The 25,379-nt window shown below is 63.1% G+C and carries 25 protein-coding genes; 11 read left to right on the top strand and 14 right to left on the bottom strand.

Features of this window, described 5'->3' with window-relative positions; all coding sequences use genetic code 11:
* Nucleotides 1–33: 33 nt before the first annotated feature.
* Both V1286_RS30250 and V1286_RS30255 read left to right on the top strand, forming a co-directional pair.
* On the top strand, nucleotides 34–942 hold the full coding sequence (locus V1286_RS30250; RefSeq protein WP_334485843.1) for an NAD(P)-dependent oxidoreductase: 909 nt from the start codon (nucleotides 34–36) through the stop codon (nucleotides 940–942).
* 96 nt (nucleotides 943–1,038) lie between these two features.
* Complete coding sequence (locus V1286_RS30255; protein WP_334485845.1) at nucleotides 1,039–2,550, top strand: L,D-transpeptidase family protein; 1,512 nt, start codon at nucleotides 1,039–1,041, stop codon at nucleotides 2,548–2,550.
* A gap of 619 nt (nucleotides 2,551–3,169) precedes the next feature.
* Here the strand turns inward: V1286_RS30255 and V1286_RS30260 are convergent.
* A complete protein-coding gene (locus V1286_RS30260; RefSeq protein ID WP_334485847.1) occupies nucleotides 3,170–3,463 on the bottom strand; it encodes a DUF4167 domain-containing protein in 294 nt (97 codons plus the stop codon).
* Between the two features lie 293 nt (nucleotides 3,464–3,756).
* Here V1286_RS30260 and V1286_RS30265 point away from each other — a divergent pair, with 293 nt between their 5' ends.
* Nucleotides 3,757–4,011 carry a hypothetical protein gene (locus V1286_RS30265; RefSeq protein ID WP_334485849.1) on the top strand — a complete coding sequence of 85 codons (255 nt, stop codon included), beginning with the start codon at nucleotides 3,757–3,759 and terminating at the stop codon, nucleotides 4,009–4,011.
* Between the two features lie 133 nt (nucleotides 4,012–4,144).
* Here V1286_RS30265 and lysA read toward each other — a convergent pair whose 3' ends face one another.
* The 3 genes from lysA to argH form a co-directional block, all read right to left on the bottom strand.
* Complete coding sequence (gene lysA / locus V1286_RS30270; protein WP_334485851.1) at nucleotides 4,145–5,410, bottom strand: diaminopimelate decarboxylase; 1,266 nt, start codon at nucleotides 5,408–5,410, stop codon at nucleotides 4,145–4,147.
* A gap of 70 nt (nucleotides 5,411–5,480) precedes the next feature.
* Nucleotides 5,481–5,747 (bottom strand): LPS translocon maturation chaperone LptM, encoded by a 267-nt coding sequence (gene lptM / locus V1286_RS30275; protein ID WP_334485853.1) that lies wholly within the window; start codon nucleotides 5,745–5,747, stop codon nucleotides 5,481–5,483.
* A 112-nt stretch (nucleotides 5,748–5,859) separates the two neighbouring features.
* Nucleotides 5,860–7,257 carry an argininosuccinate lyase gene (gene argH / locus V1286_RS30280; RefSeq protein WP_334485855.1) on the bottom strand — a complete coding sequence of 466 codons (1,398 nt, stop codon included), beginning with the start codon at nucleotides 7,255–7,257 and terminating at the stop codon, nucleotides 5,860–5,862.
* Nucleotides 7,258–7,404: 147 nt separating this feature from the next.
* On the opposite strand from argH, the gene tlpA reads away from it, so the two are divergent.
* Complete coding sequence (tlpA, locus tag V1286_RS30285) at nucleotides 7,405–8,073, top strand: thiol:disulfide interchange protein TlpA (RefSeq protein WP_334485857.1); 669 nt, start codon at nucleotides 7,405–7,407, stop codon at nucleotides 8,071–8,073.
* A 151-nt stretch (nucleotides 8,074–8,224) separates the two neighbouring features.
* On the opposite strand, the gene V1286_RS30290 is transcribed toward tlpA, so the two are convergent.
* The 6 genes from V1286_RS30290 to V1286_RS30315 all read right to left on the bottom strand — a co-directional run bounded on the left by V1286_RS30290 (nucleotide 8,225) and on the right by V1286_RS30315 (nucleotide 12,485).
* Nucleotides 8,225–8,404, bottom strand: coding sequence for a putative motility protein (locus V1286_RS30290; protein WP_334485859.1), 180 nt, complete (start codon nucleotides 8,402–8,404; stop codon nucleotides 8,225–8,227).
* A gap of 310 nt (nucleotides 8,405–8,714) precedes the next feature.
* Nucleotides 8,715–9,596 carry a 3-hydroxybutyryl-CoA dehydrogenase gene (locus V1286_RS30295; RefSeq protein WP_334490001.1) on the bottom strand — a complete coding sequence of 294 codons (882 nt, stop codon included), beginning with the start codon at nucleotides 9,594–9,596 and terminating at the stop codon, nucleotides 8,715–8,717.
* Between the two features lie 290 nt (nucleotides 9,597–9,886).
* Complete coding sequence (locus V1286_RS30300; RefSeq protein ID WP_334485861.1) at nucleotides 9,887–10,831, bottom strand: electron transfer flavoprotein subunit alpha/FixB family protein; 945 nt, start codon at nucleotides 10,829–10,831, stop codon at nucleotides 9,887–9,889.
* Nucleotides 10,831–11,580: an electron transfer flavoprotein subunit beta/FixA family protein gene (locus V1286_RS30305; protein ID WP_334485863.1), complete on the bottom strand. Its 750-nt coding sequence runs from the start codon at nucleotides 11,578–11,580 to the stop codon at nucleotides 10,831–10,833. Before V1286_RS30305 ends, V1286_RS30300 begins: the two co-directional genes overlap by 1 nt.
* A gap of 116 nt (nucleotides 11,581–11,696) precedes the next feature.
* The gene (locus V1286_RS30310) at nucleotides 11,697–12,269 is read right to left on the bottom strand and encodes a cob(I)yrinic acid a,c-diamide adenosyltransferase (protein ID WP_334485865.1); all 573 of its coding nucleotides are present in this window, start codon (nucleotides 12,267–12,269) and stop codon (nucleotides 11,697–11,699) included.
* A gap of 21 nt (nucleotides 12,270–12,290) precedes the next feature.
* Nucleotides 12,291–12,485: a twin transmembrane helix small protein gene (locus V1286_RS30315; protein WP_108512116.1), complete on the bottom strand. Its 195-nt coding sequence runs from the start codon at nucleotides 12,483–12,485 to the stop codon at nucleotides 12,291–12,293.
* Between the two features lie 191 nt (nucleotides 12,486–12,676).
* Here V1286_RS30315 and V1286_RS30320 point away from each other — a divergent pair, with 191 nt between their 5' ends.
* The gene (locus V1286_RS30320) at nucleotides 12,677–13,537 is read left to right on the top strand and encodes a YihY/virulence factor BrkB family protein (protein ID WP_417021290.1); all 861 of its coding nucleotides are present in this window, start codon (nucleotides 12,677–12,679) and stop codon (nucleotides 13,535–13,537) included.
* On the opposite strand, the gene V1286_RS30325 is transcribed toward V1286_RS30320, so the two are convergent.
* The 3 genes from V1286_RS30325 to V1286_RS30335 form a co-directional block, all read right to left on the bottom strand.
* Nucleotides 13,461–14,717 carry an ATP-binding protein gene (locus V1286_RS30325; protein ID WP_334485869.1) on the bottom strand — a complete coding sequence of 419 codons (1,257 nt, stop codon included), beginning with the start codon at nucleotides 14,715–14,717 and terminating at the stop codon, nucleotides 13,461–13,463. The two genes, V1286_RS30320 and V1286_RS30325, sit on opposite strands and share 77 nt — an antisense overlap.
* A gap of 64 nt (nucleotides 14,718–14,781) precedes the next feature.
* Nucleotides 14,782–15,684, bottom strand: coding sequence for a tRNA glutamyl-Q(34) synthetase GluQRS (gluQRS, locus tag V1286_RS30330; RefSeq protein WP_334485871.1), 903 nt, complete (start codon nucleotides 15,682–15,684; stop codon nucleotides 14,782–14,784).
* Nucleotides 15,684–16,541 (bottom strand): nucleotidyltransferase domain-containing protein, encoded by an 858-nt coding sequence (locus tag V1286_RS30335; RefSeq protein ID WP_334485873.1) that lies wholly within the window; start codon nucleotides 16,539–16,541, stop codon nucleotides 15,684–15,686. Before V1286_RS30335 ends, gluQRS begins: the two co-directional genes overlap by 1 nt.
* A gap of 134 nt (nucleotides 16,542–16,675) precedes the next feature.
* Here V1286_RS30335 and V1286_RS30340 point away from each other — a divergent pair, with 134 nt between their 5' ends.
* Nucleotides 16,676–17,368: a DNA-3-methyladenine glycosylase family protein gene (locus V1286_RS30340; RefSeq protein WP_334485875.1), complete on the top strand. Its 693-nt coding sequence runs from the start codon at nucleotides 16,676–16,678 to the stop codon at nucleotides 17,366–17,368.
* On the opposite strand, the gene V1286_RS30345 is transcribed toward V1286_RS30340, so the two are convergent.
* Complete coding sequence (locus V1286_RS30345; RefSeq protein ID WP_334490003.1) at nucleotides 17,325–18,212, bottom strand: LysR family transcriptional regulator; 888 nt, start codon at nucleotides 18,210–18,212, stop codon at nucleotides 17,325–17,327. The genes V1286_RS30340 and V1286_RS30345 overlap by 44 nt on opposite strands.
* 204 nt (nucleotides 18,213–18,416) lie before the next feature.
* Between V1286_RS30345 and V1286_RS30350 the strand changes: the two genes are divergently transcribed.
* From V1286_RS30350 to V1286_RS30370, 5 genes are all read left to right on the top strand, one after another.
* Nucleotides 18,417–19,391 carry an NAD(P)H-dependent flavin oxidoreductase gene (locus V1286_RS30350; RefSeq protein ID WP_334485877.1) on the top strand — a complete coding sequence of 325 codons (975 nt, stop codon included), beginning with the start codon at nucleotides 18,417–18,419 and terminating at the stop codon, nucleotides 19,389–19,391.
* 52 nt (nucleotides 19,392–19,443) lie between these two features.
* On the top strand, nucleotides 19,444–20,631 hold the full coding sequence (locus V1286_RS30355) for an ABC transporter substrate-binding protein (RefSeq protein ID WP_334485879.1): 1,188 nt from the start codon (nucleotides 19,444–19,446) through the stop codon (nucleotides 20,629–20,631).
* Between the two features lie 30 nt (nucleotides 20,632–20,661).
* Complete coding sequence (locus tag V1286_RS30360; RefSeq protein ID WP_334485881.1) at nucleotides 20,662–22,194, top strand: acyl-CoA synthetase; 1,533 nt, start codon at nucleotides 20,662–20,664, stop codon at nucleotides 22,192–22,194.
* A gap of 233 nt (nucleotides 22,195–22,427) precedes the next feature.
* Nucleotides 22,428–23,513, top strand: coding sequence for a DUF2855 family protein (locus V1286_RS30365; RefSeq protein WP_334485883.1), 1,086 nt, complete (start codon nucleotides 22,428–22,430; stop codon nucleotides 23,511–23,513).
* Between the two features lie 95 nt (nucleotides 23,514–23,608).
* Complete coding sequence (locus V1286_RS30370) at nucleotides 23,609–25,369, top strand: flavin-containing monooxygenase (RefSeq protein ID WP_334485885.1); 1,761 nt, start codon at nucleotides 23,609–23,611, stop codon at nucleotides 25,367–25,369.
* The last annotated feature ends 10 nt before the right edge of the window (nucleotides 25,370–25,379 follow it).

Consider the following 25,379-nt stretch of genomic DNA (forward strand, 5'->3'; position numbering starts at 1 on the left):
GCGAGCAATGACGGAGCAAGAGGAAACATCACCATGGAAATCGGATTTATCGGCCTCGGGAAGATGGGCTTCCCGATGGCGCGCCGCCTGATTGAGGCCAGGCATCAGCTCACGGTATTCGATACGCGCAAGGAAGCCGTCGACAAACTCACAGCGCTCGGCGCGCAGGCCGCATCGTCACCGAAGGAAATTGCCGATCGCTGCGAGACCGTGCTGGCAAGCCTGCCGTCGCTGCAGGCCTCGCTCGACGTTGCGACCGGCTCGGGCGGCGTAATCGAGGGCAAGCGGGTAAAGCGCTTCGTCGATCTCTCCACCGTCGGCTCGCAGATGGCGGCCAGAATTCACGGCCTGCTGGCGAAGAACAACATCGTGCAGATCGACAGCCCCGTCAGCGGCGGCGTCGGCGGCGCCGAGAAAGGAACGCTGGCGGTGATGGTGTCCGGCCCGCGTGCCGATTTCGAAGTGACAAAACCCGCGCTCGACGTGATCGGAAAAGTGTTCTTCATCGGCGAAAAGCCCGGGTCGGCGCAGACCATGAAACTCGCCAACAACTTCCTGTCGGCCACCGCCATGGTGGCGACGTCGGAAGCCGTGGTGATGGGCGTCAAGGCGGGGCTCGATCCGGCCGTGATGATCGACGTCATCAACGCCGGTTCCGGCCTTAACACCGCAAGCCGCGACAAGTTTCCCCGTGCCGTGCTGCCGCGCAGCTTCGATTTCGGCTTTGCCACCGGGTTGATGGTGAAGGACGTGCGGCTGGCGCTGGAGGAGATGAAATCGCTGGGGCTGTCGATGGAAGTCGCCGAAGCGGTCGGGCGCCTGTGGGAAGTCGTCATCCGCGACGAGGGCGCGGAGTCGGATTTTACCGCTGCCATCAAGCCGATCGAAAAGGCGGCAGGCGTCGTGGTCGGCGGGGCGAAGGGCGGCCACGCGGCGAAGTAGCGCTGACGCAGTTCCAGGTTGGCAAGTCCGACCGAATGGCGTTGAATGTATTTGCGTGGAAGCCGGCGTTGACCCGATCGATCAGTTGGGACGCGGATGACGTCTCGTTGCGTAAATCCAGTGTGCAGGCAGAAGCGGCTGCGGCCCGCATGTCTGGCCGTTGCGGGTCTGGCCTTGCTGATCGCGGCGGGGAACGATGCGCCCGCCAGAAGCGGCCAGAGCCAACGCCCGATCGAGTCCATTCAGTCGCGCAGCGCCGGCGAGCCGACCATGGCCATCGTTTCGCTTCGCAGCCAGCGGATCACCGTCTACGACGCCACGGGGTGGATCCTGCGGGCGCCGGTGTCGAGCGGCACGAAGGGACGCGAGACACCCGCAGGGATCTTCAGCGTCATCCAGAAAGTCGAGGAGCATTACTCGAACCTGTATGACGACGCCTTCATGCCGCACATGCAACGCATCACCTGGTCGGGCATCGCCCTCCATGGCGGCGTGCTGCCGGGGCGTCCGGCGTCCCATGGCTGTATCAGACTGCCGTTCGACTTTGCCGAACAGCTGTTCGGCGCGACCGCGATGGGCATGCGGGTGATCGTGGCGCCAGGCGATGTGGCGCCTGTCGAGTTCGCCCATCCGCTTCTGTTCCAACCGAAGCCCGGTGCGGCCGCCCTGGCCGCCGCCCGGACCACGGAGGCGCAAGAGGCGGCGAGGAAAGCAGCCGAGGCGCGAATAGCCGCCGGGACGGCCTTGCGGGAGGCCACGCAGGCCAGGACGCCGGTTCGCGCGGCGGAAAATCTGAAGCGCAGAGCCGAGGCACAGTTGGCCGCCGCCGAGACTAAACTTGGCTCCGACATCTCCGCGGAGGCAAAGGAGCAGGCTGAGGACGCCAAGGCGCAGGCCGTCGCCAAAATCGCGGAGCTGCAGCTGCAATGGGACGTCGCCAACGTGGATCTGCAACTGAGGCTCGATGCCGTCACCTCTGCGCGTGAAGCCGCCGCCGCGGCGGAGACTGCGCGGGCCGCGGCAGCCGAGGCGGCCCGCCAGATCGCGCGCGAACTCCAGCCGGTATCGGTGTTGATCAGCCGCAAGACCCAGCGGCTTTATGTGCGGCAGGCATTTGAGCCGGTCTTTGAAAGTCCGGTCACGATCGCAGACCCCGATCGTGCGATCGGCACGCATGTCTTCACCGCCATCGGGCGCACGGCCGACGACGCCAGTTTGCGATGGAGCGTCGTCTCATTGCGCAGCGGAGGTGCGCCAAGCGGCTCGGCTGAGCCAGAGGACCGGCCGCGCGGGAATAGCGGTCGCGGCGTTGAGCCGGTGCCGACGGACCCGGACAGTGCAAAGGCCGCGCTCGACCGCATCGTCATTCCGCAGGACGCAGTGAATCGCATCGCCGGCATTGCGCCGCGATCCTCTCTGATCGTCACCGACGAGCCGATGAGTTCTGAAACCGGCAAGGGAACGGAATTCGTGGTGCTGTTGAGCGGCGAGCCGCAAGGCGGCATCAAGCGGCGGCGGCGCAGTCCGGGGAGCGACTTCCGCTACGCATACCCACGCAGCCAGCCTTTCGGGCGCTCGCCTTTCGGAAATCCCTTTTTCAACTGGTGAGCCACGTGGGATGGCCAAAAATGCAATTCATCTTCGATCCGATTTGGATGCAGTCGCGCGGCAACTACCCTCGCCGAAATCGGCGAGCAGAAGCGCAGCCATGATCGCCGCCTCTACAGCGACTCTCGCACTATTCAGCCTGGCAATCTTCGCAGCCCACGCCGTGGGGCGGTTACCGAACGCGCTAGTTAATTAACCCCGCTTCCGCGTGCGGCTTCCAAAGAGGTCGGAGCCCCAGAATGAAATGAGGACCAGCGCGCAAGTCGCGAGGCCCAACAATGCCAGAATTGTTTCGAGCATCATCGAATCAACTCCCTTCTGTTGGGATTCTGCCATACGAACGCGCCGCAGTTGAGCGCGTTTATTCCGTGTGCCCGGCACCGCCGTGCGGCACATTGGAAGGATGGCCCCCGCTTCGGGCTAGGCATCAACCGTTGGGGCCGTCCCTTGTCCCATGCCGGGCATGCCCATCCACATGGTGCCCAGCATGGGCCGGAATAAAAATCTGATTCGAATCAATGTCTGTATGGAACCCGACGGTTTGGCATGGTTCCAGGCGCGATGGGACTCCAAGCAATCCAGGGGAAGTCCGGCAATCGCACCCCCATCCTGCGGCACACTAATTCGCATTCTTCGCCATCGACCGGAAATAGTGCTCGGCATGCTGGAAATAATTCTCCGCTGCGATCCGGTCTCCCTTCAGAGCTTCAGCGCGGGCCAAGGCCAGGTAGCGTTCATAGTTTTTCTCGGCGCTCTGAGCGTTCTTCGCGTGAGGGTGAGGGAACCCGGAAGATTCATTTCTCCGGGCGGGCCGGGATCCTCGGCGCGCTACGCCGGCCATAGCTTTCGTATTTGGACGTGGCTGTACCGTTACCGGCTTAACTTCCGAAATGTGCTTCATGTTGGTTTTCATGTTGTATGCCGCTCCGGCAGAGCCGTGCGACGTTCATTGGAGGAATTGTCGTGCTGCAATCCGGTCGATGGGCCACTGAGGGCGGCGCTCAAAAGCGCGAGGGTACGGTGTTCCTGGCGCCCGATTAGCACAGTGAGGGCCCGCCGAACAAATCCATATCGACTGCGTTTTAGATAAGAGCGCAGAAACCGATTTCAAGTTGCTGGCTGAACAGAAGAAGTTTTAGCGAAACGTCCATCCTCGTCGTGCGCGCCCATAACGCGGCAGCAGCCAGAACGTAGGAGGAAAGATCCATGATAAGAAAACCCATAACGACGATGGCCGAGGAGCCAATACCCAGGAACATCATGCGCGCCGATGTCACGATCACCGAGGGTTTCGGCATGGAGGTCGACGGTCAGATGAAGGCGGTGTTCGACACAAAGGAAGCCGCCGAAAAGAAAGCGCGGGAACTCAAGACCAAATTCCCGATGCTTCAGGTCAAAGTCTATGACGCAGCGCAAAGAACAACTGCGGTGATAGCGGCCAATACAGCCGAAACCGTCTGACGGACGCTTCAGTATTGCGTAGGATGAGGTGGAGCGAAGGGCTGTATGATAGGAAGTGGTCTGGTCTGTCGTCGTCCCTGCGAACGCATGCGTTCGCAGGGAGGACACCGCTGTTGTGGCGCCATCAGCGGGCTCACAGCCACGGCGCCGGCCGGTCCATCGCGATCAGCTCTTCGACCTCGATGCGCGGGCGCACCACGGCGTATTGGTCGTCCTTGACGAGGACTTCGGGCACCAGCGCGCGCGTATTGTAGAAGCCGGACTGCACCGCGCCGTAGGCGCCGGCGGTCATGATCGCGATGAGATCGCCGGCCTTGGGTTCGGGAAGGTTGCGGTCGAGGGCGAGATAGTCGCCGGTCTCGCAGACCGGACCGACGACGTCGGCCGTGATGGTTCGGACGCCCTTGACGGGCTCGCGAACGGGGAGAATGTCGTGGTGGGCTTCGTACAGCGTGGGGCGGATCAAATCGTTCATCGCGGCGTCGATGATGACGAAGTTCTTGGCCTCGCCGGGCTTCACATAGATGACGCGGGAAACGAGGATGCCGGCGTTGCCGACGATCATCCGCCCGGGCTCGAACATCAGCGTGCAGCCGAGATTATGCGTCACCCGCTTGACCATTGCAGCATAGGCCGACGGCAATGGCGGCGCTTCGCGGTCGGCGTGATAGGGGATGCCGAGCCCGCCGCCGAAATCGATATGCTCGATCTTGTGGCCGTCGGCGCGCAGCGTCTGCACGAAATCGGAAAGAATCCGGAACGCGGTCTCCATCTTGGACAGATCGGTGATCTGGCTACCGATATGCATGTCGGTGCCGGTCACCTCGATGCCCGGCAGCTTCGCCGCGAGGGCATAGACCTCGCGCGCCCGCAGAATCGGGATGCCGAACTTGTTCTCGGACTTGCCGGTGGCGATCTTGGCATGCGTCCCGGCATCGACGTCCGGATTGACCCGCAACGAAATCCGCGCGGTCTTGCCAGTCTCGACCGCCAACTTCGACAGCAATTCCAGTTCGGGCTCGGATTCGACGTTGATGCAGAGAATGTCCGCGGCGAGCGCCGCACGCAGTTCGGGTTCGGTCTTGCCGACGCCTGAGAAAAGAATCTTGCTCGGCGGAATCCCCGCGGCTAGCGCGCGCTTGAGTTCGCCGCCCGACACGACGTCGGCCCCGGCGCCGAGTTTCGCCAGCGTGCGCAGCACCGACTGGTTGGAATTCGCCTTCATGGCGTAGCAGACCAGCGTCTTCTCGCCAGCAAAGGCCTCGGTGAAGACGCGGTAATGGCGCTCCAGCGTCGCCGTCGAATAGCAATAGAACGGCGTGCCGACCGCGTCCGCAAGTTCGGACAGGTTGACGGCCTCGGCGTGGAGCACGCCGTTGCGATAGTCAAAATGGTTCATGGCGCGCTCACAGCGTTTTCGAGCGAAGTGGATACCGGTTCGCGTCAAGAAAACGCGTCAAAACAAGACTCTAGTCCAGCAGCGGATCGAGAACGAATTTCTTCTTGCCGCCCTTGGGGGCGCTGGGGCCTGCCTCGGATCCGTAGGTCGAATTGAACACGCCGGGCTGCGCCGCGCGCTCGGCCTCGGTATCCGACGTGGCCTGGGCCGCTGGCGCCGCCGCGGTCGGCGGCAGGTCGAGGCCACTTTTGCGTCCGCAGCCCCCGAGCGCGAGCGCGGTCACGCTCAGCAGGATGATGGCCCATCCCGACGATGACGGGCGGTAGTTACTGATCACGACGAAATCCCCAATGCGCGCCGCACCATACAAAGATTGCCTTGGTCTGGCGAGTGCCGATCGGCCACGGAAACCCAAGAAAAACCTAAGCAATTGCAGCGAAATTTTTTCCTCAGCCCAATTTTCGCTCTTTTTCCAGCCGTTTCAGCCAGGCTTTGGCCTGCGACAGCACGTTCTTCGGCGCAGTGCCGCCATAACTGGTCCGGCTCTTGACGGAGGCCTCCACCGACAGCACGCGCAGGGCATCCGCCGTGATTTTCGGCTCGACCTCCTGCATCGCCTGCAGCGGCAATTCGTGCAGCGCCACGCCCTGCTTCGAGGCGAGGCCGACGATTCGCCCGGTGACATGGTGGGCCTCGCGGAACGGCATTTTCAGCGTCCGCACCAGCCAGTCGGCCAGGTCGGTGGCGGTGGCATAGCCCTCGCCAGCGGCGGCCTTCATCCGTGCCTCGTCCGGCACCAGATCGATGACCATGCCGGTCATGGCCCGAATCGCGAGCGAGAGCGCGGAAAACGCCTCCATGGCACCCTGCTTGTCCTCCTGCATGTCCTTTTGATAGGCGAGCGGCAGCCCCTTCATCACGATCAGGAGACCGTTGAGCGCGCCGATCACCCGGCCGGTCTTGGCGCGCACCAGTTCGGCCGCGTCCGGATTACGCTTCTGCGGCATGATCGAGGAGCCGGTGGTGAACTTGTCGGAGAGCCGCACCAGGCCGACCAGCGGCGAGGTCCAGATCACGATCTCCTCGGCAAAACGCGACATATGCACGGCCGCGATCGACGCCGCCGACAGGGTCTCCAGCACGAAGTCGCGATCCGATACGGCGTCCAGCGAATTGGCCATCGGGCGGTCGAAGCCGAGCGCCTTGGCTGTGGCGGTGCGATCGATCGGAAACGAGGTTCCGGCCAACGCCGCGGCCCCGAGCGGCGATTCGTTCAGCCGCTTGCGCGCATCGGCAAAGCGGCCGCGGTCGCGCGCGGCCATCTCGACATAGGCCAGCAGATGATGCCCGAACGTGACGGGCTGGGCGGTCTGCAGATGGGTGAAGCCCGGCATCACGGTCGCGGCATGTTCCAGCGCGCGGCTGGCCAGCGCATGCTGGAAGGCGGCCAGCGCCGCATCTGTTACGTCGATCGTGTCGCGGACATAGAGCCGGAAATCGGTCGCCACCTGGTCGTTGCGGGAGCGTGCGGTGTGCAGCCGTCCCGCTGCCGGCCCGATCAATTCGGAAAGCCGGCTCTCGACGTTCATATGGATGTCTTCGAGCGCGCGCTTGAAGTCGAACGAGCCCTTGCCGATTTCTGACAAAATCGTGTCTAGACCCTTGCCGATATTTTTCGCATCAACAGCGGTGATAATGCCTTGCGCGGCCAGCATTGCGGCGTGGGCCTTGGACGCGGCGATGTCCTGGGCATAGAGGTGACGGTCGACGTCGATCGAGACGTTGATTTCCTCCATGATCGCATCGGGACGCTCGGTGAACCGGCCGCCCCACATCTTGTTGCTCATGACTTCCCTGGCCTTACTTCTTAAGCCTTGCCATCTAAATCGTCGAACCGGCTGCGAAACGCGGTGCCGGTTTCGGCCGTAACTCGACCGTAATCTTGCGCCCTGCATAGCCGTATCTGATACAGGATGACAAACGATATGCCCGAAATGTCCCCGCCCCGCCCGGCCACGAAACGCCGGATCCCGCTCGCCATCGGTGCAGTGGCGGCTGTGGGCGTGATCGGATTGGGCGCGTTTTACGAGTTCGGCGGCTTCAAGCGCGGCAGGGGCGGCGATCCCTCCTGTACGGGCGCCGTCGAACTGGCCCGCAAGATCGCGCCGCTGGCGCATGGCGAGGTAGCCGCGCTGACCATGGCGACGACCCCGCTGCGGCTCCCCGACCTCGCCTTTGAGGACGCCGAGGGCAAGCCCCGAAAGCTCTCGGAATGGCGCGGCAAGACCGTGCTGGTGAACCTGTGGGCCACATGGTGCGTGCCTTGCCGTAAAGAGATGCCGGCGCTCGACAGCCTGCAGGCCAAGCTCGGGGGCAAGGATTTTGAGGTGGTCGCCGTCAATATCGACACCCGCGATCCCGAGAAGCCGAAAACCTTCCTCAAAGAGGCCAATCTGACCAGGCTTGGCTATTTCGCGGACTCAAAAGCCAAGGTTTTTCAGGACCTTAAGGGCATAGGCAAGGCGCTGGGCATGCCGACCTCGATACTGGTCGATGGCCAGGGCTGCGAAATCGGCAACCTGGCCGGCCCCGCCGAATGGGCCAGCGACGACGCAATCAAGCTGATCAAGGCCGCGATGGAGCCAGTGAAGGCGGGGCTTTAGCAGCCCGGCGATAGAATCGTAGGCTGGGCAAAGCGACTTGTCCGCCGTAGCTCGAAGAGCGAAGGCGGAAGCGTGCCCACCTAATGTCGCGAACTGGAGAGATGGCGGCACGGCGCAAGCGCGCCTTTGCCTACCCTGCAGGACGGTAATTTCAGGCCGCAATATTGAGGTTGCCGCCAACGCCGTGGGCGAGATTGGCCGTACCCAGCAGCGTCTGGACCGCGGCTTTCTCGGCGTCCGCGTTCTGTTTGATGATCGAGGTCTGGATCTGCTGCTGCGTGCCCGCCGCCTTCATCGCCATCATGCTCGAAACCATAGCCATCATATCCATACGCAGCACTCCTCAAACCTGAGGGCACCCTACCCCGGCACCGGTTAACGAATTCTGGAGATTGTGCTGTGAGCGCGGTGGAACCTGTCCGAGCAGCGTGAAAAAAAGTGGGGTGGGCAAAGCGACTTGTCCGCCGTAGCTCGAAGAGCGAAGGGGCCCGCCGATTTTTTCACAACCGGCGATAGCGCCTGTGCAGAGCACGTCGGCGTTTGAATTTGCAGAGGCATGGTGGGCACGCGGAGCCTGTCATCGGGCGCGCATTCGCGCGACCCGGTGGCTTTTGCCCACCCTACGCATCGAGAGTGGAGCCCTAGCGCGTCGGGACCGGCTTGTCGCCGCGGTAGTCGTAGAAGCCGCGCTGCGTCTTGCGGCCGAGCCAGCCGGCCTCGACATATTTCACGAGCAGCGGGCACGGCCGGTATTTCGAATCCGCCAGCCCCTCATGCAGCACCTGCATAATCGAAAGACACGTATCCAGACCGATGAAATCGGCGAGTTCCAACGGCCCCATCGGGTGATGCGCGCCGAGCTTCATGGCGGCGTCGATCGCCTCGACGTTTCCGACACCCTCATAGAGCGTGTAGATCGCCTCGTTGATCATCGGCAGCAGGATGCGGTTAACGATGAAGGCCGGGAAATCCTCCGATACCGCGATCTGCTTGCCGACCTTGCCGACAAATTCCTTTGCCGTTTCGAAGGTGGAATCGTCGGTGGCGATGCCGCGGATCAACTCAACGAGTTCCATCGCCGGCACCGGATTCATAAAATGAATGCCGATGAAGCGCTCGGGACGATCGGTCGAGGCGGCGAGCCGCGTGATCGAGATCGACGAGGAGTTGGTGGCGACGATCGCTTCCGGCTTCAGCGCGGCACAGAGCTCGTGAAAGATCTTGCGCTTGACCTCTTCCTTTTCGACTGCGGTCTCGATCACGAGGTCGCAGTCCGCCAAACCATCCAGCGTCTCGGTGGTGGTAATGCGGCCGAGCGCCTTTTTGCGCGCGTCCTCGGTAATGGTCTGCTTGGCAACCTGGCGCGACAGATGGCCGTTAATGGTCGCCATCGCCGATTTCAGCCGTTCGTCGGAGACGTCGTTGAGCACCACGTCGAAGCCGGCGAGCGCCGCCACATGCGCAATCCCGTTGCCCATCTGGCCCGAGCCGATCACGCCGACCTTCTTGATTGTCACCGCCATCTTTTCATCCACCGGAACGGCGCGCACATCGCGCCTGTTCATCTCTGAACCTCAGATACGATATAATCAGTATCGAGGTTTCAGTCCCCATCATTGGCACGTTTTCTTCACGCGAAGCTTAATCCACTTCGCTCGCAACCGCTTAAGGTAAATATCTTCCGGACGTTGCGCGTCCGGCTGGAGCGGAATGAACGCTGCCTCGAATCGTCATTCCGCTCTATCTTTTTGTTTGAACATGATCTTTTCGGAAAAACCGGCTTCCCCTTTTCCGGATCACGCTCCGTCCGTCGTTACTTTCCGAGCTTACCGAGCGCTTCGGTCAGTTCAGGAACCGCCTGATAGAGGTCCGCCACCAGGCCGTAATCGGCAACCTGGAAGATCGGCGCGTCTTCATCCTTGTTGATCGCAACGATCACCTTGGAATCCTTCATGCCGGCGAGATGCTGGATCGCGCCGGAGATACCGATCGCGACATATAGTTCCGGGGCGACCACCTTGCCGGTCTGGCCGACCTGCCAGTCGTTGGGCGCATAGCCGGCATCGACCGCGGCGCGCGAGGCGCCGACGCCGGCGCCGAGCTTGTCGGCGAGCGGCTCGATATATTTGGCAAAGTTCTCGCGGCTCTGCATGGCGCGGCCACCGGAGACGATGATCTTCGCGGAAGTCAGTTCCGGACGGTCGCTCTTCGCAACCTCCTCGCCGACGAAGCTGGATAGGCCCGGATCGGCCGCAGCAGTGGCGTTCTCCACCGTCGCGCTGCCGCCGTCACCGGCCGCGGCGAAAGTCGAGGTCCGCACCGTGATAACCTTCTTGGCGTCCTTCGATTTCACCGTCTGGATCGCGTTGCCGGCATAGATCGGCCGCTCGAACGTGTCAGGCGAAACCACCTTGATGATCTCCGACACCTGCATCACGTCGAGCAGCGCCGCGACGCGCGGCATCACGTTCTTGAAGCGCGAGGTGGCGGGCGCGACGAAGGCGTCATAGCCTGAAGCCAGCGACACGATCAGCGCGGCCAGCGGCTCGGCGAGGTCGTGGGCATAGGCAGCGTTATCGGCGAGCAGCACCTTCTTGACACCGGCAAGCTTGGCCGCGGCATCGGCCGCCGCCTTGGCGTTCTCGCCGGCGACCAGCACGTGGACGTCGGCACCGAGGGCGGCTGCTGCCGTCAGCGCCTTGTTGGTCGCGTCCTTGATCGACGCGTTGTCGTGTTCAGCGATCAGTAGCGTCGTCATCAGAGAACCCCGGCTTCGGTCTTGAGTTTCGTTACCAGCTCAGCAACGTCCTTGACCTTGACGCCACCCTTGCGGCCCGGAGGCTCCGCGGTCTTGAGCACTTCGAGATGCGGCGTGAGATCGACGCCGTAATCTGCCGCGCTCTTGTCGTCGATCGGCTTCTTCTTCGCCTTCATGATGTTGGGCAGCGACGCGTAGCGCGGCTCGTTCAGCCGCAAATCGGTGGTGACGATCGCCGGTCCCTTCAGCTGCACGGTCTGCAGGCCGCCGTCGACCTCGCGCGTGACCTTGAAATCGCTTCCTTCGACTTCGAGCTTGGAGGCAAAGGTCGCCTGCGACCATCCGAGCAGCGCCGCCAGCATCTGGCCGGTCTGGTTCGAATCGTCGTCGATCGCCTGCTTGCCGAGAATGACGAGGCCGGGCTTCTCCGCGTCAGCCACGGCTTTCAGAATCTTGGCGACCGCCAAGGGCTCCACATTGCCTTCGGCCTTGACGAGAATCCCGCGGTCGGCGCCCATGGCGAGACCGGTCCGGATCGTCTCCGAGGCCTGCGCCGGGCCGATCGACACCACCACCACTTCGGTCGCCTTGCCGGCTTCCTTCAGCCGCAGCGCTTCCTCGACGGCGATTTCGTCGAACGGATTCATCGACATCTTCACGTTGGCCAGTTCCACGCCCGTTCCGTCGCTCTTGACGCGGACCTTGACGTTGAAATCGACCACCCGCTTTACCGGCACAAGAACCTTCATCGATCCTCTTTCGCTTGAATTCTGGGGTTTTATTGGCTTGGGCGCGGAACCTAATGGCCCCGCTATCGGCGGTCAACGCGCGAAAGCCAAAAATCAGCCCTTGGATAGAGGCTATCTTACCGGTTTTGGCCGGGCACCCACAACACGTCTCCGGCCCCATTATCGTTCATGTGACGGCTGGCGACGAACAGGAAATCCGACAGGCGGTTCATATACTGGATGGCAGCCTCGCTGACCGGCTCCTTAGGGTTCGCGGCGAGTTCCACCATGATCCGTTCCGCCCGGCGGCATATGGTGCGGGCGAGATGCAGGTATGCCGCGGCGGGGGTGCCGCCAGGCAGGACGAACGAGGTCAGGGGCGCGAGATGCTCGTTCAGGCTATCAATGTCGCGCTCGAGCCGTTCGACCTGGCTTGAGAGCATCCGCAACCGCTCAGCCTTGCCGTCGCGCTGGGGCACCGCGAGATCGGCCCCGAGATCGAACAGGTCGTTCTGGATCCGGCCCAGCATCGCGTCGACTTCGCGGGAATCGCCGAGGTGCAGCCGTACCACACCGATGGCGGCGTTGGTCTCGTCCACGGTGCCATAGGCTGCGATGCGCAGATCGTATTTCGGCCGGCGTTCGCCGCTGCCGAGCGCCGTGGTGCCGTCATCGCCGGTCCTGGTGTAGATGCGGTTGAGTACGACCATTGGCGCTTCCCTTTTCCTGCCCTATTTGGCCATCGCCCAGACCACGACCATGGTGATGACGATGGCGATGAACTGCAGCAACACCCGAAGCCGCATCAGGTTCTGCGAGCGGCTCGGCGAGCCGCCGCGCATCATGTTGATGAGGCCGAGCAGCAGCACGATAGCCACGGCCGCAACCGCGATCGGGAGGACGATCGAACTCAGAAAGGATGCCATCGACGCTACATAACACCGGCAAGCGCCGACTGCCACACGTTCACAATCCCTCGCACAACCCCTCGCGCAACCGATCGACGATCTGGCTTTTAAGCGAATAATATCAGATGCTAGCACAAATTTACGACCGGACCTTCGTAGCCAGATCGGGGTAAGATGTGAGGTTCATTCGCTTCGTCTACCTCGTCGTGATGGAGGCGTTTTATACGTTCCTTGCCGATGACGGCTGGGCGATCGCAAGCCATATCGCGCTATCGACATTGATGGCGCTGTTTCCGTTCCTGATCGTGCTGACGTCGCTGGCCGGCTTTTTCGGGTCCAAGGAGCTGGCCGACGGCGCGGTGGGGCTGCTGCTGCAGACCTGGCCGCAACAGGTCGCGGACGCGCTGTCGGGCGAAATCCACGACGTGCTGACCACGACGCGCGGCGACATCCTGACCGTCGGCGCGGTGCTGGCGGTCTATTTCGCCTCCAACGGCGTCGAGGCGCTGCGGGTCGCGCTGAACCGCGCCTATTCGGTGGTCGAGCCGCGGGCGTGGTACTGGCTGCGGCTGGAATCGATCGGCTACACGCTGGTCGCCGCCGTCACGTCGCTCTTGATGGCGTTCCTGATCGTGCTCGGTCCGCTGATCTTGGAAACGGCACGCCGCCACATTCCGTTCTTCGTCGAATCCAACGAAAGCCTGCTCAATTTCGCCCGCTACGGCATCACGATCACGGCGATGACGGCGGCGTTGTTCGTCCTGCATGCCTGGCTGCCCTGCGGCCGCCGAAGTTTTCTGCAGATCCTGCCAGGCATCGTCTTTACAATGGTGGCGTCACTGATTTCGGGCATCGTTTTCGGCCAGTATCTGGCGCGCTTCGCCAGCAACTACGTGACCATGTATGCAGGGCTTGCTTCGGTCATCATCGCGCTCGTGTTTTTGTATTTCATTTCCGCGATTTTCGTCTTCGGCGGCGAACTGAATGCGGCGATCATGAAGTCGCAATTGCCGAAGGGGATGTCGCTTCATGCAGCGCAGTCGCCAGGGCGCGCGGAGACACAGGCTTGACCAGAAAGATATCGGCGCCGGCGGCGCGCGATGCCGCCTCGTCCTCGCTGCGGCCGGATATGCCGATGATCGGAATGCGCCCGAGCGGCGGCTGAAGCGCGCGAATGCGCGTGATCGCTTCGATGCCGTTGATCCCCGGCAGGACCATGTCCATCAGCACCGCATCGAACGCGCCGTGCGCAAGCCGCTCGGGCGCCGCCTCGCCCTGGCCGATGAACTCGGTCTGGTGACCAAGCTCGGTCAGGATCGCGTTGAGCACGACGCGGCCGAACGGATTGTCCTCGACGCTGAGCAGGCGCAACGGCCGCGGCGAACCGATCGACGCCTCGCCATCGGCGCCCGACGCCGCCGTCACCGCGTCCTTTGCCGATGACATCACGACATTGAAGGTAAAGGTGGTGCCGCCGCCACGGCGTTGCGTCACGGCGACATCGCCGCCCATGGCGCGCGCCAGTTGCTTGACCGACGACAATCCGAGACCGGCGCCGCCGAAGCGCGATGCAATGGAGACATTGGCCTGCGAAAACGGCCGGAACAGGCGTTTGACCTCGCTCAGCGTCATGCCGATCCCGCTGTCGGAGACCTCGAATTGGACGGCGACCTTGCCTTTCGGGCTGCGCAGGGGCGTAACCTCGAGGGCGACGCTGCCCTGGTCGGTGAATTTCACGGCATTGTCGATCAGGTTCTCCACCGCGGCGCGCAGGCGCACGGGATCGCCGATCGCAAATGCCGGCAGCTTTTCGGAAATGACGACCGACGACTGCAGGCCCTTGGCCGCCGCGCGGCCGGTCAGCGAATCACCGGCATTGCGGGCGAGCGTGCGCAGGTCGAAGAAGTCCTGCCGCACCTCGAGCCCGGGACCGCCGCTGCGCGCCGCATCGACGAACAGGGTCGCAAGGCTCGCCAGATGTTCCGCGCCCGCCTTGATGGTGTCGACCCAGCGCCGCTCGCGCTCGTCGAGTTCGGACGTCGCCAGGAGATTGCTGATTGCCAGAATGCCTGTGAGCGGCGTGCGGACCTCATGCGCGAAGGCCGCCAGCGCGGTCTCGACCATGCCAGCGCCGGTGGCGGCGGATTTGCGGGCACCGCGCATTTTTGCCGCGGCGCTGGATGCGCGCTTCTTCGCTGGCCGCTTCTTTACTGGCCGTGTGATGCGTTGTGAGCGCCGCTTTGCCGCCATGGTCCCCCTTCCTCTGCCGCGACCAGCATGACACGCGATAGCAGCCGATGTCACGGAGACGTTTTCAACAACCCCCAGTAGTATTACAGAAGTCGCCGGACAAACCGACGAGGCTGCAAATATCCGCAGGCGCGGCACCTTGCCCACGCAATTCGCGCAAGGCCGTGGCTTGCGTCGATTTCGAAAGCTTGTGTCCCGACGCATCTTCGATGAGCCGGTGATGCCGATAGACCGGTTGCGGGATACCGAGCAGTTGCTGCAACAGCAGATGCACGCTCGTCGACCAGAACAGGTCCCTGCCCCGCACCACATCGGTAACGCCCTGCAAGGCGTCGTCGATCACGACGGACAGATGATAGCTCGTTGGCGTCTCCTTGCGCGCGAGAATGACGTCGCCCCAGGCTTCGGGCTGTGCGTGCACTGCGCCGGTCTCGCCGCCGGGGCCTTCGCCATGTTCGATCCAGGTGAGCTGATTCGTGCGCGCGCGAGCCGCCGCCATGTCGAGCCGAAGCGCGTAAGGCGTGCCTTGCGCGATCAACTGTCGGCGTTGGTCCGGCGGCAGCGATTTCGCAGCCCCCGGATAGAGCGGCGCCCCGTCCGGATCGCGCGGCCAGGGCGCGCTAGCGTCGCGTTGTGCAACCAGTCGGGCGATTTCCGCGCGGCTCTCGAAGCTCGGATAGATCAGGCCCAAGTCTGCCAATCTTTCGACTGCCTTCCGATAGCGCGCAAAATGCTCCGATTGCCGCCGCACCGGCGTTTCCCAGGATATCCCGAGCCATGCGAGGTCTTCGTAGATCGCCGCCTCGAATTCCGGCCGGCATCTCGTGGCGTCGATGTCCTCGATCCGCAGCAGGAACCTTCCCCCCGTGCGGCGCGCGAGGTCGAAATTGAGCAGCGCCGAATAGGCGTGACCGAGATGGAGGTAGCCGTTCGGGCTGGGTGCAAATCGGAAAACGGGTGGCGGCATCACGCAGGTCCCGGCATATCGGGGCTGCCATGGCCCTCCCGCTCCAGGCGGTCGACAACCGCCCGGTAGAATCGTCCGGCCTGCGCGACGACTTCTTCGGGCGCCCGCGCGCGACCGCTCTCAAACGACACCCGCGCCAGTTCGAATTCCGAATCGAGAAAGCGCGCGACGACAGGCGGCAGCGGAGCAGCGCCAAGTTCGCGCGTTGCAAGCTTGCGGCGCATGAGATCGGAAACCTCCCTGCTCAACGCTGCCGGGGGATCGCATTCCGCCATCAGCGTCGGGAAGTGCATGGGCGCGATGGTTTCCAGCGGATGCACCCGCATCCAGCGCAATGCTGCGGCCGGACGAAGCGCATAGAATATCTTCTCCTGCGCCACGCTTGTCCCATCGCCAAAATAAACCCGTCGCTGGCGCTCTCCAAGATGAAGGTAATGGCGACCGATGGCCTCACGGGTCGCGGCATGCCGCGCGAATTCCAGGAAGCCGTCCCGGAACCAGGCTTGTCCGCGATAGATCACCGGCGACAACAACCACTCGACAATCACCGCATTGCCCTTCAGCAGCAGCCGGAGCGCCTTGCCGAGATCCCATCCGTTCGCGTCCAGGTCGTCCTTGGGCGGGAACTCGATGACGTCTCGCGCTGGCCAAGGGGTGATATGCTCCGCAATACGCCGCACGTAGACGAAACGACAATCGTAGTCGCTATCAGGCGAGGAAAAGCCCCATGCACGACTTCCGCTCTCAATAGCCAGCGGCAGGAATACCTTATGCTCGCAGGCGATGCGGTCGAGCAGCGCATCGATAAGCGCGACCTTCTCGCCATCCATTTCGGGTGGGATGCTTCTCAAACTCATCTTTCCAACTCAGGGGCGGGCTATGACCTGTCCGCCGAGGCAGAAAGATATCGACAGCCGGAAACCGCAGACGGCTTTCGCAGTCTGCACAAGGCAGATTACCATGCCCGGCCATGACTAAGAAGATTCCGTAAATGACCATCCACCTCAGCAGCCAGTCCGACCTCGAAGACGCCGTCCACGCGCTGGTCAAGCAGGACGCGCGGCTGAAGCCGATTTTCGAGCTGACGGGCATGCCGGCGCTGCGGCAGCGCGAGCCGGGCTTTGCCGGCCTCGCCGCGATCGTGTGCGGCCAGCAATTATCCACAGCCAGCGCTGGGGCGATCTGGGCGCGGCTGGCGGCCGCGTTCGATCCGTTCGACCATGATTCCATCCGCAAGGCCCGCGCCGACCGCCTCGGCCGGCTCGGGCTTTCGGCCGCCAAGATCAAGACGCTGAAGAATATCGCGCGCGAACTGGCGGCCGAACGGCTGAACCTCGACGTGCTGGCGGAAGAGGATGCCGACGCCGCCCACCACACGCTGACGGCGCTGCACGGCATCGGCCCGTGGACCGCCGACGTCTACCTGCTGTTCTGCCTCGGCCATGGCGATGCCTGGCCGGCCGGCGATATCGCCATACAGGAAGCGATCAAGATTGGACTTGGCCTGCAGGCGCGCCCGAACGCCAAGCAGATGGCGCCACTGGCGGAGCCATGGCGCCCGCTGCGCGGGGCGGCAGCGCATCTGTGGTGGAGCTATTATCGCGTGCTGAAGAAACGCGAGGGCGTGCTGGCCGACAAGCTCATCCCCGCAACCTCACCCGATCCTCTCGCGCGGAAGCCGTGACGAAATCGATTACGGCGCGCACGGCTGGAAGTTCGACGAGATCGGGATGCGCCAGCAGCCAGAGGTCGGCCACGCTGGCGAGCTTCTGTGGCGCGACGCGGACGAGATCCGGATAGGCGGTCGCGACAAAGCAGGACAGCGTCGAAATCCCCAGGCCCGCGCGCGCCGCGGCGAGCATGTCGCCTTGCGACGAACATCGCATCACCATCGAGCCCTGCCGTGTGATTGCGTCGCTCCAGCGCGCCAGCCGCTCGTTCGACAAGCGGTCGGCAAAGCCGATCACGCTGTGTCCCTTCCATTCGTCGCGCCGTTCGGGGAGCCGCCGCCGCGCGGCGTACTCCCGCGAGGCGTAGAAGCCGGTGCCGAGCCGGCCGATCTTGCGGCCGATCAAATTCTCTTCGCCGCTGTCCACCGGGCGCAGCACGACATCGGCCTCGCGGCGGCGCACGCTGGCCGGATAGGGATGGGTGATGATCTCAAGCTGGATATGGTCATGTGCGCGCAGGAACGGACCGAGCTTCGGCATCAACCAGTGCGAGGCGAGCGTAGAACCGATCGACAGCTTGACCACGCCGCGCGCCTGCGCGCCCGTCGCAGACACCGCGGCCTCCGCACGCAGCGCCGCCGCCGCCATCGCCTCGACGTGCTCGCGAAACTTGCGGCCCTGCGCGGTCAGCGAAAGACCTTCATTGGAGCGCGCGAACAGGGGAATGCCGAGCTGGCCTTCCAGTTCGGCAATCTTGCGGCCGACCGTCGGATGGCTTGAGCGCAACCGGCGCGCGGCGGCGGCGAGGCTGCGGGTCTCGGCCACCGCGACGAAGGTCTTGCACAGCTCCCAGTCCATCGGCTCCCCTCGCGACGCCGCAGCCGCACTGTTCATTCCTGATTGATCACCTGTTCAATATTGAACGACTGCAGCGTGCCGTCCAGCCCTATAATGCCGTCAACAAGCGCAGGTCAGCGGCTCCGCCCGGCCTGAAGCTCTCAAATCAACATCAATGGATGCGCTCCGGACGTAACCGGCCCTGCGCGATCAAGGAGGAACTGAATGCCGCTGCCCGCTTCGCTCGCCAATTCGCTCGAACTGCCGGTGGTCGGCTCGCCGCTGTTCATCGTGTCCGGACCGGAACTCGTGATCGCCCAGTGCAAGGCCGGCATCGTTGGCTCATTCCCCGCCCTGAACGCCCGCCCCGTCGAAAAACTCGGCGAATGGCTGAGCCGAATCGAGAACGAGCTCGGCGAGTACAAGGCGCTGCATCCGCAGAAGAAGGTCGCGCCTTACGCGGTCAACCAGATCTGCCACGCCTCGAACGACCGGCTGATGAAGGACATGGAGACCTGCGTAAAGCACCAAGTTCCGATCATCATCACCTCGCTGCGGCCGCCGATCGAAATCGTCCAGGCCGCGCATTCCTATGGCGGCGTGGTTTTCCATGACGTGATCAACGTCAAGCATGCGCGAAAAGCCGCCGAGCATGGCGTCGACGGTCTCATTCTGGTCTGCGCCGGCGCCGGCGGCCATGCCGGCACGCTGTCGCCGTTCGCGCTGCTGCGCGAGGTGAAGCAGTGGTTCAAGGGCACCGTCCTGTTGTCGGGCGCAATCTCCGACGGCTGGGGTATTGCGTCCGCGCTCGCGCTCGGCGCTGACATGGCCTACATGGGCACGCGCTTCATCGCGACCGCGGAAGCCAACGCCGATCCGGCCTACAAGGCGGCGCTGGTCGAGCACGCGGCGCACGACATCGTCTACTCCAACCTGTTCACCGGCGTGCACGGCAATTATCTCGGGCCCTCGATCGTGGCCGCGGGGCTCGATCCCGACAATCTGCCGCTCAGCGACAAGTCGAAGATGAATTTCGGTTCTGGCGGCAACACCAAGGCCAAGGCGTGGCGCGACATCTGGGGCTCCGGCCAGGGCATCGGCCAGATCGCGGATGCGCCGCCGGTCGCCGAACTGGTGGAGCGGCTGAAGGCTGAATTCACTGATGCTAGTGGCGACTTCCTCAAGCGAGCGCGTGCGTAAGACACGCCGGCACAACGAATAGCCAATCAAACAAAACAGAGGGACGGAAACAATGAGAGTGTCGCGACCTTTATTGACGATCGCATTCGCGCTGTTGGCAAATGCTGCCGCTCTCGCCGAGGGCGACAAGGACGAAATCCGCATCGGCCAGACGCTGCCCTACAGCGGTCCGGCGTCCGGCTTCGGCATCATCGGCCGGGCGCAGGAGGCCTATTTCGAGAAGATCAACACTGAGGGCGGCATCAATGGCCGCAAGATCAAGTTCATCAGCCTCGACGACGCCTACTCCCCGCCCAAGACGGTCGAGCAGACCCGAAAACTCGTCGAGCAGGAGGAAGTGCTGCTGATGTTCGGCTCGCTCGGGACCGCCACCAACAACGCGGTGCATCGCTACCTTAACGGCAAGAAGGTGCCGCAGCTCTTCGTGCTGAGCGGCGCGACCAAATGGGCCGACCCGAAGAATTTCCGCTGGACCATGCCGGGAATGGCCGCCTACCAGTCCGAAGGCGTCGTCTATGCCAAGCATATCCTGCGAACCAAGCCTGACGCCAGGATCGCCATTCTTTCCCAGAATGACGATTTCGGCCGCGATTACGTCGCCGGCTTCAAGCGCGGCCTGGGAGACAAGGCCGCGACCATGATCGTGTCGGAGGCAACCTACGAGACATCAGCGCCGACGATCAGCTCGCAGCTTGCGACGCTGAAGGCCTCCGGCGCCAACGTGATGTTCGGCGTCGTGCTCGGCAAATTCACCTCGCAGATGATCAAGGGCGTCGCCGAGATCAACTGGAAGCCGGACCAGTTCTTCGTGCCGACCTCGGCATCATCGATCTCGTTCCTGGAGCCGGCTGGCCTCGACAACGCCGTCGGCCTGATCTCGTCCAGCAACGTAAAGGACACGCTGGACGCGCAGTGGGCCAATGATCCCGGTGTGAAGGAGTATTTCGCCTTCATGAAGCAGTATCTGCCGAATGCGGATTTGACCAATTCGAACTACGCTGCCGGCTATCATTATGCCAACCTGATGGTGAAAGTTCTGCTGGCCTGCAAGGACGATCTCAGCCGCGAGAACATCATGAAGCAGGCGGCGTCGCTGCGCGAGGTGCCGCTGCCGCTGTTGTTGCCGGGCATCACGGTATCGACCGGCGCCGACGACTATCTGCCGTTCCAGCAATTGAGGCTGCGTCGCTTCGACGGCAAAAGCTGGATCGGCTTCGACGAAATTCTGGATGATGGCTAGGCCGACGATTCCGGCCGGCCGGGAGGAAATATGACATCGATCATCAGTGGTGAACGCCAAATCAGCTATCCGGAGATCCACGCCCGCATCGCGCGGGCGGCGGCTGGCTTCAGGGCGCTCGGCGTCAGTGGCGGCACGCCGGTCGGCATGATGCTGCGTAATGACTTCGCGTTCTTCGAAGTCTCGGTCGGGGCGGCGACGCTGGGCAGCCCGGTGGTGCCGATCAACTGGCATCTGAAGGCCGAGGAGGTCGCCTATATCCTGGCCGACAGCGGTGCGAAAATCCTGGTCTGTCATGCCGACCTGCTGCCGCAGATCAGCCACGGCCTGCCCGGCGATATCAAACTACTGGTGGTGGCGACCCCGCCGGAAATCGCCGCGGCGTTCAACGTCCCCGCCGCGCTGACGCAAGTCCCCGACGGCATGACCGACTGGGACCGCTGGCGCGACACGCATACACCGTTGCAGGAAGCCCCGATCGGCAGCGCGCCGATGTTCTATACATCGGGCACGACCGGGCTGCCCAAGGGCGTGCGCCGCAAGCCGATGAAGCCGGAACAGATCGCGGCCTCGGCGCGGGTCGGCGGCATCGCCTATGGCGTGAAGCCGAACGAAGATCAGGTCATACTGATGAACGGCCCGATGTATCATTCGGCGCCGAACTCCTACGGTATGCTGGCGTTCCGCAGTGCTTGCAAAATCGTGCTCGAACCGCGCTTCGATCCCGAAGACATGCTGCAGCTGATCGAGCGTCATCGCGTCACCCACATGCACATGGTGCCGACGATGTTCGTCCGCCTGCTGCGGCTGCCGGATGACGTCAAGCGGCGTTACGATCTGTCGTCGCTGCGCTTCATCGTTCACGGCGCAGCGCCCTGCCCGCCTCAGGTCAAGCGCGCCATGATCGAATGGTGGGGTCCGGTCATCAACGAATATTTCGGCTCGACCGAAACCGGCATTCCGGTTTGGCACTCGGCCGAGGAGGCACTTGCAAAACCCGGCACCGTCGGCCGCACGATCGAGGGCGGCATCGTCAAGATCTTCCGCCCGAACGGTGAATTGTGTGCCGTCAATGAGCCCGGCGAGATCTTCATGCGGCAAATGTCCGTTCCGGATTTCGACTACCACGGCAAGGCCGAGGCGCGCACTGAGGCTGGCCGCGACGGCCTCGTCAGCGTCGGCGATGTCGGCTACCTCGACGAAGACGGCTACCTGTTCCTGTGCGACCGCAAGCGCGACATGGTGATCTCCGGCGGAGTCAACATCTATCCGGCGGAGATCGAGAACGCGCTGATCGGCATGGACGGCGTGCGCGACTGCGCGGTGTTCGGCGTCCCCGACGACGAATTCGGTGAGCGGCTGTTCGCCTGCATCGAGCCGGAAGCGAATGCCGCGCTATCACCGGCCGCGGTGCAGGAATTTTTGCGCGGACGCCTCGCGAATTTCAAGGTGCCAAAGGACATCCAGTTCATGGACGCGATGCCCCGCGAAGCCACCGGCAAGATTTTCAAGCGCAAGCTGCGTGATCTGTATACCGAGGGCAGGCTGCGCGCGTTGGCGTGAACTCTCGCCCCGCGGCATGCCTGCGACAAACGCAAAGCGTTTGCGCAAGGGAGCGAAGCGACGAAGCAATCCGTCTATCCCCGTGCAGAGAGATGGATTGCTTCGCTTCGCTCGCAATGACGGGGGAGCCATCCGGCCTCGAAATCGAACACCGTTTTAAACATCATTGCTGTTGCAAAACGGTCATCGGACGGCGCAAAGATCGCTGCATGTAAGAAGCAGGGATCGAAACAATGCAAGCCACCGACTTCGTCGTTGCCCGCAATGATCTGCAGCAATGCAAGGCGATCGAGACGCAACTGCCTGACGCAGCCGCGCTGCCTGATGAGGCGCTGCTGGTGAAGATCACGCGCTTCGCCTTCACCGCCAATAACATCACTTATGCCGTGCTCGGCGATCGTCTGAAGTATTGGCAGCTGTTTCCGGCACCCGAAGGTTTCGGCAACGTTCCGGTATGGGGATTTGGCGAGGTGATTGCCTCGAAGCATCCCGGGATTGCCGCAGGCGAAACGCTGTTCGGCTATTTCCCGATGGCGACGCATCTCGTCATCGAAGCCGCCGACGTCTCCAAGCGCGGCCTGCGCGACGCCGCCGCGCACCGGCAAGGCGTGGCGCCGGTCTACAATGCCTATGCGCGCGTCAGCGGCAATCCGGCGTTTACCGGCAAGCAGGGCGACTATCAGGCGCTGCTGCGGCCTTTGTTCATGCTGTCGTTCCTGGTCGATGACTTTCTCGCCGAGAATGAATTCTATGGCGCAAAGCGCGTGATGCTTTCCTCGGCCTCCAGCAAGACGGCCTATGGCCTTGCGCATCTTGTGCACGCGAGAGGCATCAAGGTGATCGGCCTGACTTCGGCCGGCAATAGCGAGTTCGTCAAATCGCTCGGCTGCTACGACGACGTTGTGACCTATGACCGCGTGAACTCGATGGCGGCGGACCTGCCCGTGGCGTATGTCGACATGGCGGGCAACAGCTCCTTGCGCGAACAACTGCACCGGCATTTCGGCGAGCAGATGAAATACTCCGGCCGGGTCGGGCTAACCCATCGCAGCACGGCGGCCGACGAGCCGGAATTGCCGGGTGCGAAGCCGAGTTGGTTCTTCGCGCCGGACCAGATCCGCAAGCGGGCCAAGGAATGGGGACCGGGCGGCGTCGACATGCGGTTTGGCGCCGCATGGTCAGGCTTCGTCCCGAGGCTGGATCAGTGGGTGAAAGTGAGCGAGAGCCATGGGCCTGCAGCCGTTCAACGCGCCTATCTTGATACCCTCAACGGCCGCGTGCCGCCGAATCAGGGACTTATCCTCTCTCTAACGGAATAGGCGGCATCTCCTCGCCCCTTTCTGCGCCGTCCCGAATAGGTATAGGCTCGCAGAAAGGGAAACGCCGCACAGACGGCTGGTGACGGGAATCGCCCATGCTCGACAGGACGGACGACAGTTCGGTTGCCGCAGACAATTGGCTGGCGCAATTCGAGGAAGCGCTCGGAAAGCCCGATGAAGCCCTGCTGAAGACGCTGTTCCATCCCGACAGCTATTGGCGCGACGTGCTGGCGCTGAGCTGGAATATCCAGACGATCAATGGCGCCGATGCGATCCTGAAAGCCCTTCCGCCGCTGGCCCGCAGCGCTTCGCCCAGCGGCTTCGCCGTTACGCCCGGGCGCGCCGCGCCGCGAAAGGTGATGCGTGCGGGCACCAACGCGATCGAGGCCATCTTCAAGTTCGAAACCAGGGTCGGGCGCGGCAGCGGCATCATCCGCCTGATCCCCGATGCGGACGATGGCAACCGTTTGAAGGCCTGGACGCTCTTGACCGAGCTTGGCGAGTTGAAAGGTTTTGAGGAGCAACTCGGCGTCAATCGGCCGCGCGGCAACGCCTATTCACGGGACTTTCGCGGGCCTAACTGGCTCGACCTGCGCAAGGCCTCCGCCGAATATGCCGACCACGATCCAACCGTCCTCGTCATCGGCGGCGGCCAATCCGGGCTTTCCATCGCCGCCCGCCTGAAGCAACTGAATGTCGACACGCTGATCGTCGATCGCGAGCAGCGCATCGGCGACAACTGGCGCAAGCGCTACCATGCGCTGACGCTGCATAATCAAGTTCAGGTCAACCACCTGCCTTACCTGCATTTCCCGCCGAACTGGCCGACCTATATTCCGAAGGACAAGCTCGCCAACTGGTTCGAAGCCTATGTCGAGGCGATGGAGTTGAACTTCTGGACCGAGACCGACTTCGAGGGCGGCAGTTACGATGAGCAGCAAGGCCGTTGGACGGTGACGCTGCGCCGTGCCGACGGCGCCAAGCGCACCATGCATCCGCGCCATGTCGTGCTCGCGACCGGCGTCAGCGGCATTCCGAGCGTGCCTGACATTGCCGGACTGAAGGATTTTGCCGGCAAGGTAATGCATTCCAGCCAATACGACGACGGCGAGAACTGGAAAGGCAAGCGCGCCATCGTGATCGGCACCGGCAACAGCGGCCACGACATCGCGCAGGACCTGCATTCGAGCGGCGCAAAAGTCACACTGTTTCAGCGCTCTTCCACGCTGATCGTCAGCATCGAGCCATCGGCGCAGCTGGTCTACGCGCCCTACAATGAAGGCACGCTGGAGGATAACGACCTGATCACCGTCTCGATGCCGCTCAAGCTGGCGCGCAGGAGTCACGCGATGACTGCAGAAAAATCCAAGGCGCTCGACAAGGAATTGCTCGACGGCCTGGAGCGCGTCGGTTTCAAGCTCGATTTCGGCGACGACAATACCGGCTGGCAGTTCAAATATCTCACCCGCGGCGGCGGCTATTATTTCAACGTCGGCTGCTCCGACCTGATCGTGAAGGGCGAAATCGCGCTGAGGCAATTCGCCGATCTCGATACGTTCACGGCCGATGGCGCCAAGATGAAGGGCGGCGAGACCATTGCCGCCGACCTCGTCGTGCTGGCGACCGGCTACAAGCGCCAGGAAGAGCTGGTGCGAAAACTGTTCGGCGAGACGGTGGAGAAACGCGTCGGCACGATCTGGGGCTTTGGCGAGGAGCAGGAACTGCGCAACATGTACGCCCGCACCGGCCAGCCCGGCCTCTGGCTGATCGCCGGCGGCCTCGCGCAATGCCGCATCGGCTCGAAACACTTAGCGCTGCAGATCAAGGCGATCGAGGAGGGGCTGCTGCAGCGCTAACGCCAGCGCT

The organism is Bradyrhizobium algeriense (assembly GCF_036924595.1).
In the GTDB taxonomy this organism is placed as follows: Bacteria; Pseudomonadota; Alphaproteobacteria; order Rhizobiales; family Xanthobacteraceae; genus Bradyrhizobium; species Bradyrhizobium algeriense.

What these genes read in the sequence shown, in the direction of transcription:
- argH (WP_334485855.1), bottom strand. Translation starts at nt 7,257, where the DNA reads ATGAGCAACAAGATGTGGGGCGGCCGGTTCACCGAGCGTCCCGATGCG.
- V1286_RS30305 (WP_334485863.1), bottom strand. Translation starts at nt 11,580, where the DNA reads ATGAAGGTTCTTGTGCCGGTAAAGCGGGTGGTCGATTTCAACGTCAAG.
- V1286_RS30365 (WP_334485883.1), top strand. Translation starts at nt 22,428, where the DNA reads ATGCAAGCCACCGACTTCGTCGTTGCCCGCAATGATCTGCAGCAATGC.
- V1286_RS30340 (WP_334485875.1), top strand. Translation starts at nt 16,676, where the DNA reads ATGACCATCCACCTCAGCAGCCAGTCCGACCTCGAAGACGCCGTCCAC.
- V1286_RS30260 (WP_334485847.1), bottom strand. Translation starts at nt 3,463, where the DNA reads ATGAAAACCAACATGAAGCACATTTCGGAAGTTAAGCCGGTAACGGTA.
- V1286_RS30320 (WP_417021290.1), top strand. Translation starts at nt 12,677, where the DNA reads ATGGAGGCGTTTTATACGTTCCTTGCCGATGACGGCTGGGCGATCGCA.
- V1286_RS30360 (WP_334485881.1), top strand. Translation starts at nt 20,662, where the DNA reads ATGACATCGATCATCAGTGGTGAACGCCAAATCAGCTATCCGGAGATC.
- V1286_RS30335 (WP_334485873.1), bottom strand. Translation starts at nt 16,541, where the DNA reads ATGAGTTTGAGAAGCATCCCACCCGAAATGGATGGCGAGAAGGTCGCG.
- tlpA (WP_334485857.1), top strand. Translation starts at nt 7,405, where the DNA reads ATGTCCCCGCCCCGCCCGGCCACGAAACGCCGGATCCCGCTCGCCATC.
- V1286_RS30250 (WP_334485843.1), top strand. Translation starts at nt 34, where the DNA reads ATGGAAATCGGATTTATCGGCCTCGGGAAGATGGGCTTCCCGATGGCG.
- V1286_RS30325 (WP_334485869.1), bottom strand. Translation starts at nt 14,717, where the DNA reads ATGGCGGCAAAGCGGCGCTCACAACGCATCACACGGCCAGTAAAGAAG.
- V1286_RS30300 (WP_334485861.1), bottom strand. Translation starts at nt 10,831, where the DNA reads ATGACGACGCTACTGATCGCTGAACACGACAACGCGTCGATCAAGGAC.
- V1286_RS30315 (WP_108512116.1), bottom strand. Translation starts at nt 12,485, where the DNA reads ATGGCATCCTTTCTGAGTTCGATCGTCCTCCCGATCGCGGTTGCGGCC.
- V1286_RS30255 (WP_334485845.1), top strand. Translation starts at nt 1,039, where the DNA reads ATGACGTCTCGTTGCGTAAATCCAGTGTGCAGGCAGAAGCGGCTGCGG.
- lysA (WP_334485851.1), bottom strand. Translation starts at nt 5,410, where the DNA reads ATGAACCATTTTGACTATCGCAACGGCGTGCTCCACGCCGAGGCCGTC.
- V1286_RS30310 (WP_334485865.1), bottom strand. Translation starts at nt 12,269, where the DNA reads ATGGTCGTACTCAACCGCATCTACACCAGGACCGGCGATGACGGCACC.
- V1286_RS30265 (WP_334485849.1), top strand. Translation starts at nt 3,757, where the DNA reads ATGATAAGAAAACCCATAACGACGATGGCCGAGGAGCCAATACCCAGG.
- V1286_RS30350 (WP_334485877.1), top strand. Translation starts at nt 18,417, where the DNA reads ATGCCGCTGCCCGCTTCGCTCGCCAATTCGCTCGAACTGCCGGTGGTC.
- V1286_RS30345 (WP_334490003.1), bottom strand. Translation starts at nt 18,212, where the DNA reads ATGGACTGGGAGCTGTGCAAGACCTTCGTCGCGGTGGCCGAGACCCGC.
- V1286_RS30355 (WP_334485879.1), top strand. Translation starts at nt 19,444, where the DNA reads ATGAGAGTGTCGCGACCTTTATTGACGATCGCATTCGCGCTGTTGGCA.
- V1286_RS30370 (WP_334485885.1), top strand. Translation starts at nt 23,609, where the DNA reads ATGCTCGACAGGACGGACGACAGTTCGGTTGCCGCAGACAATTGGCTG.
- V1286_RS30290 (WP_334485859.1), bottom strand. Translation starts at nt 8,404, where the DNA reads ATGGATATGATGGCTATGGTTTCGAGCATGATGGCGATGAAGGCGGCG.
- V1286_RS30295 (WP_334490001.1), bottom strand. Translation starts at nt 9,596, where the DNA reads ATGGCGGTGACAATCAAGAAGGTCGGCGTGATCGGCTCGGGCCAGATG.
- gluQRS (WP_334485871.1), bottom strand. Translation starts at nt 15,684, where the DNA reads ATGCCGCCACCCGTTTTCCGATTTGCACCCAGCCCGAACGGCTACCTC.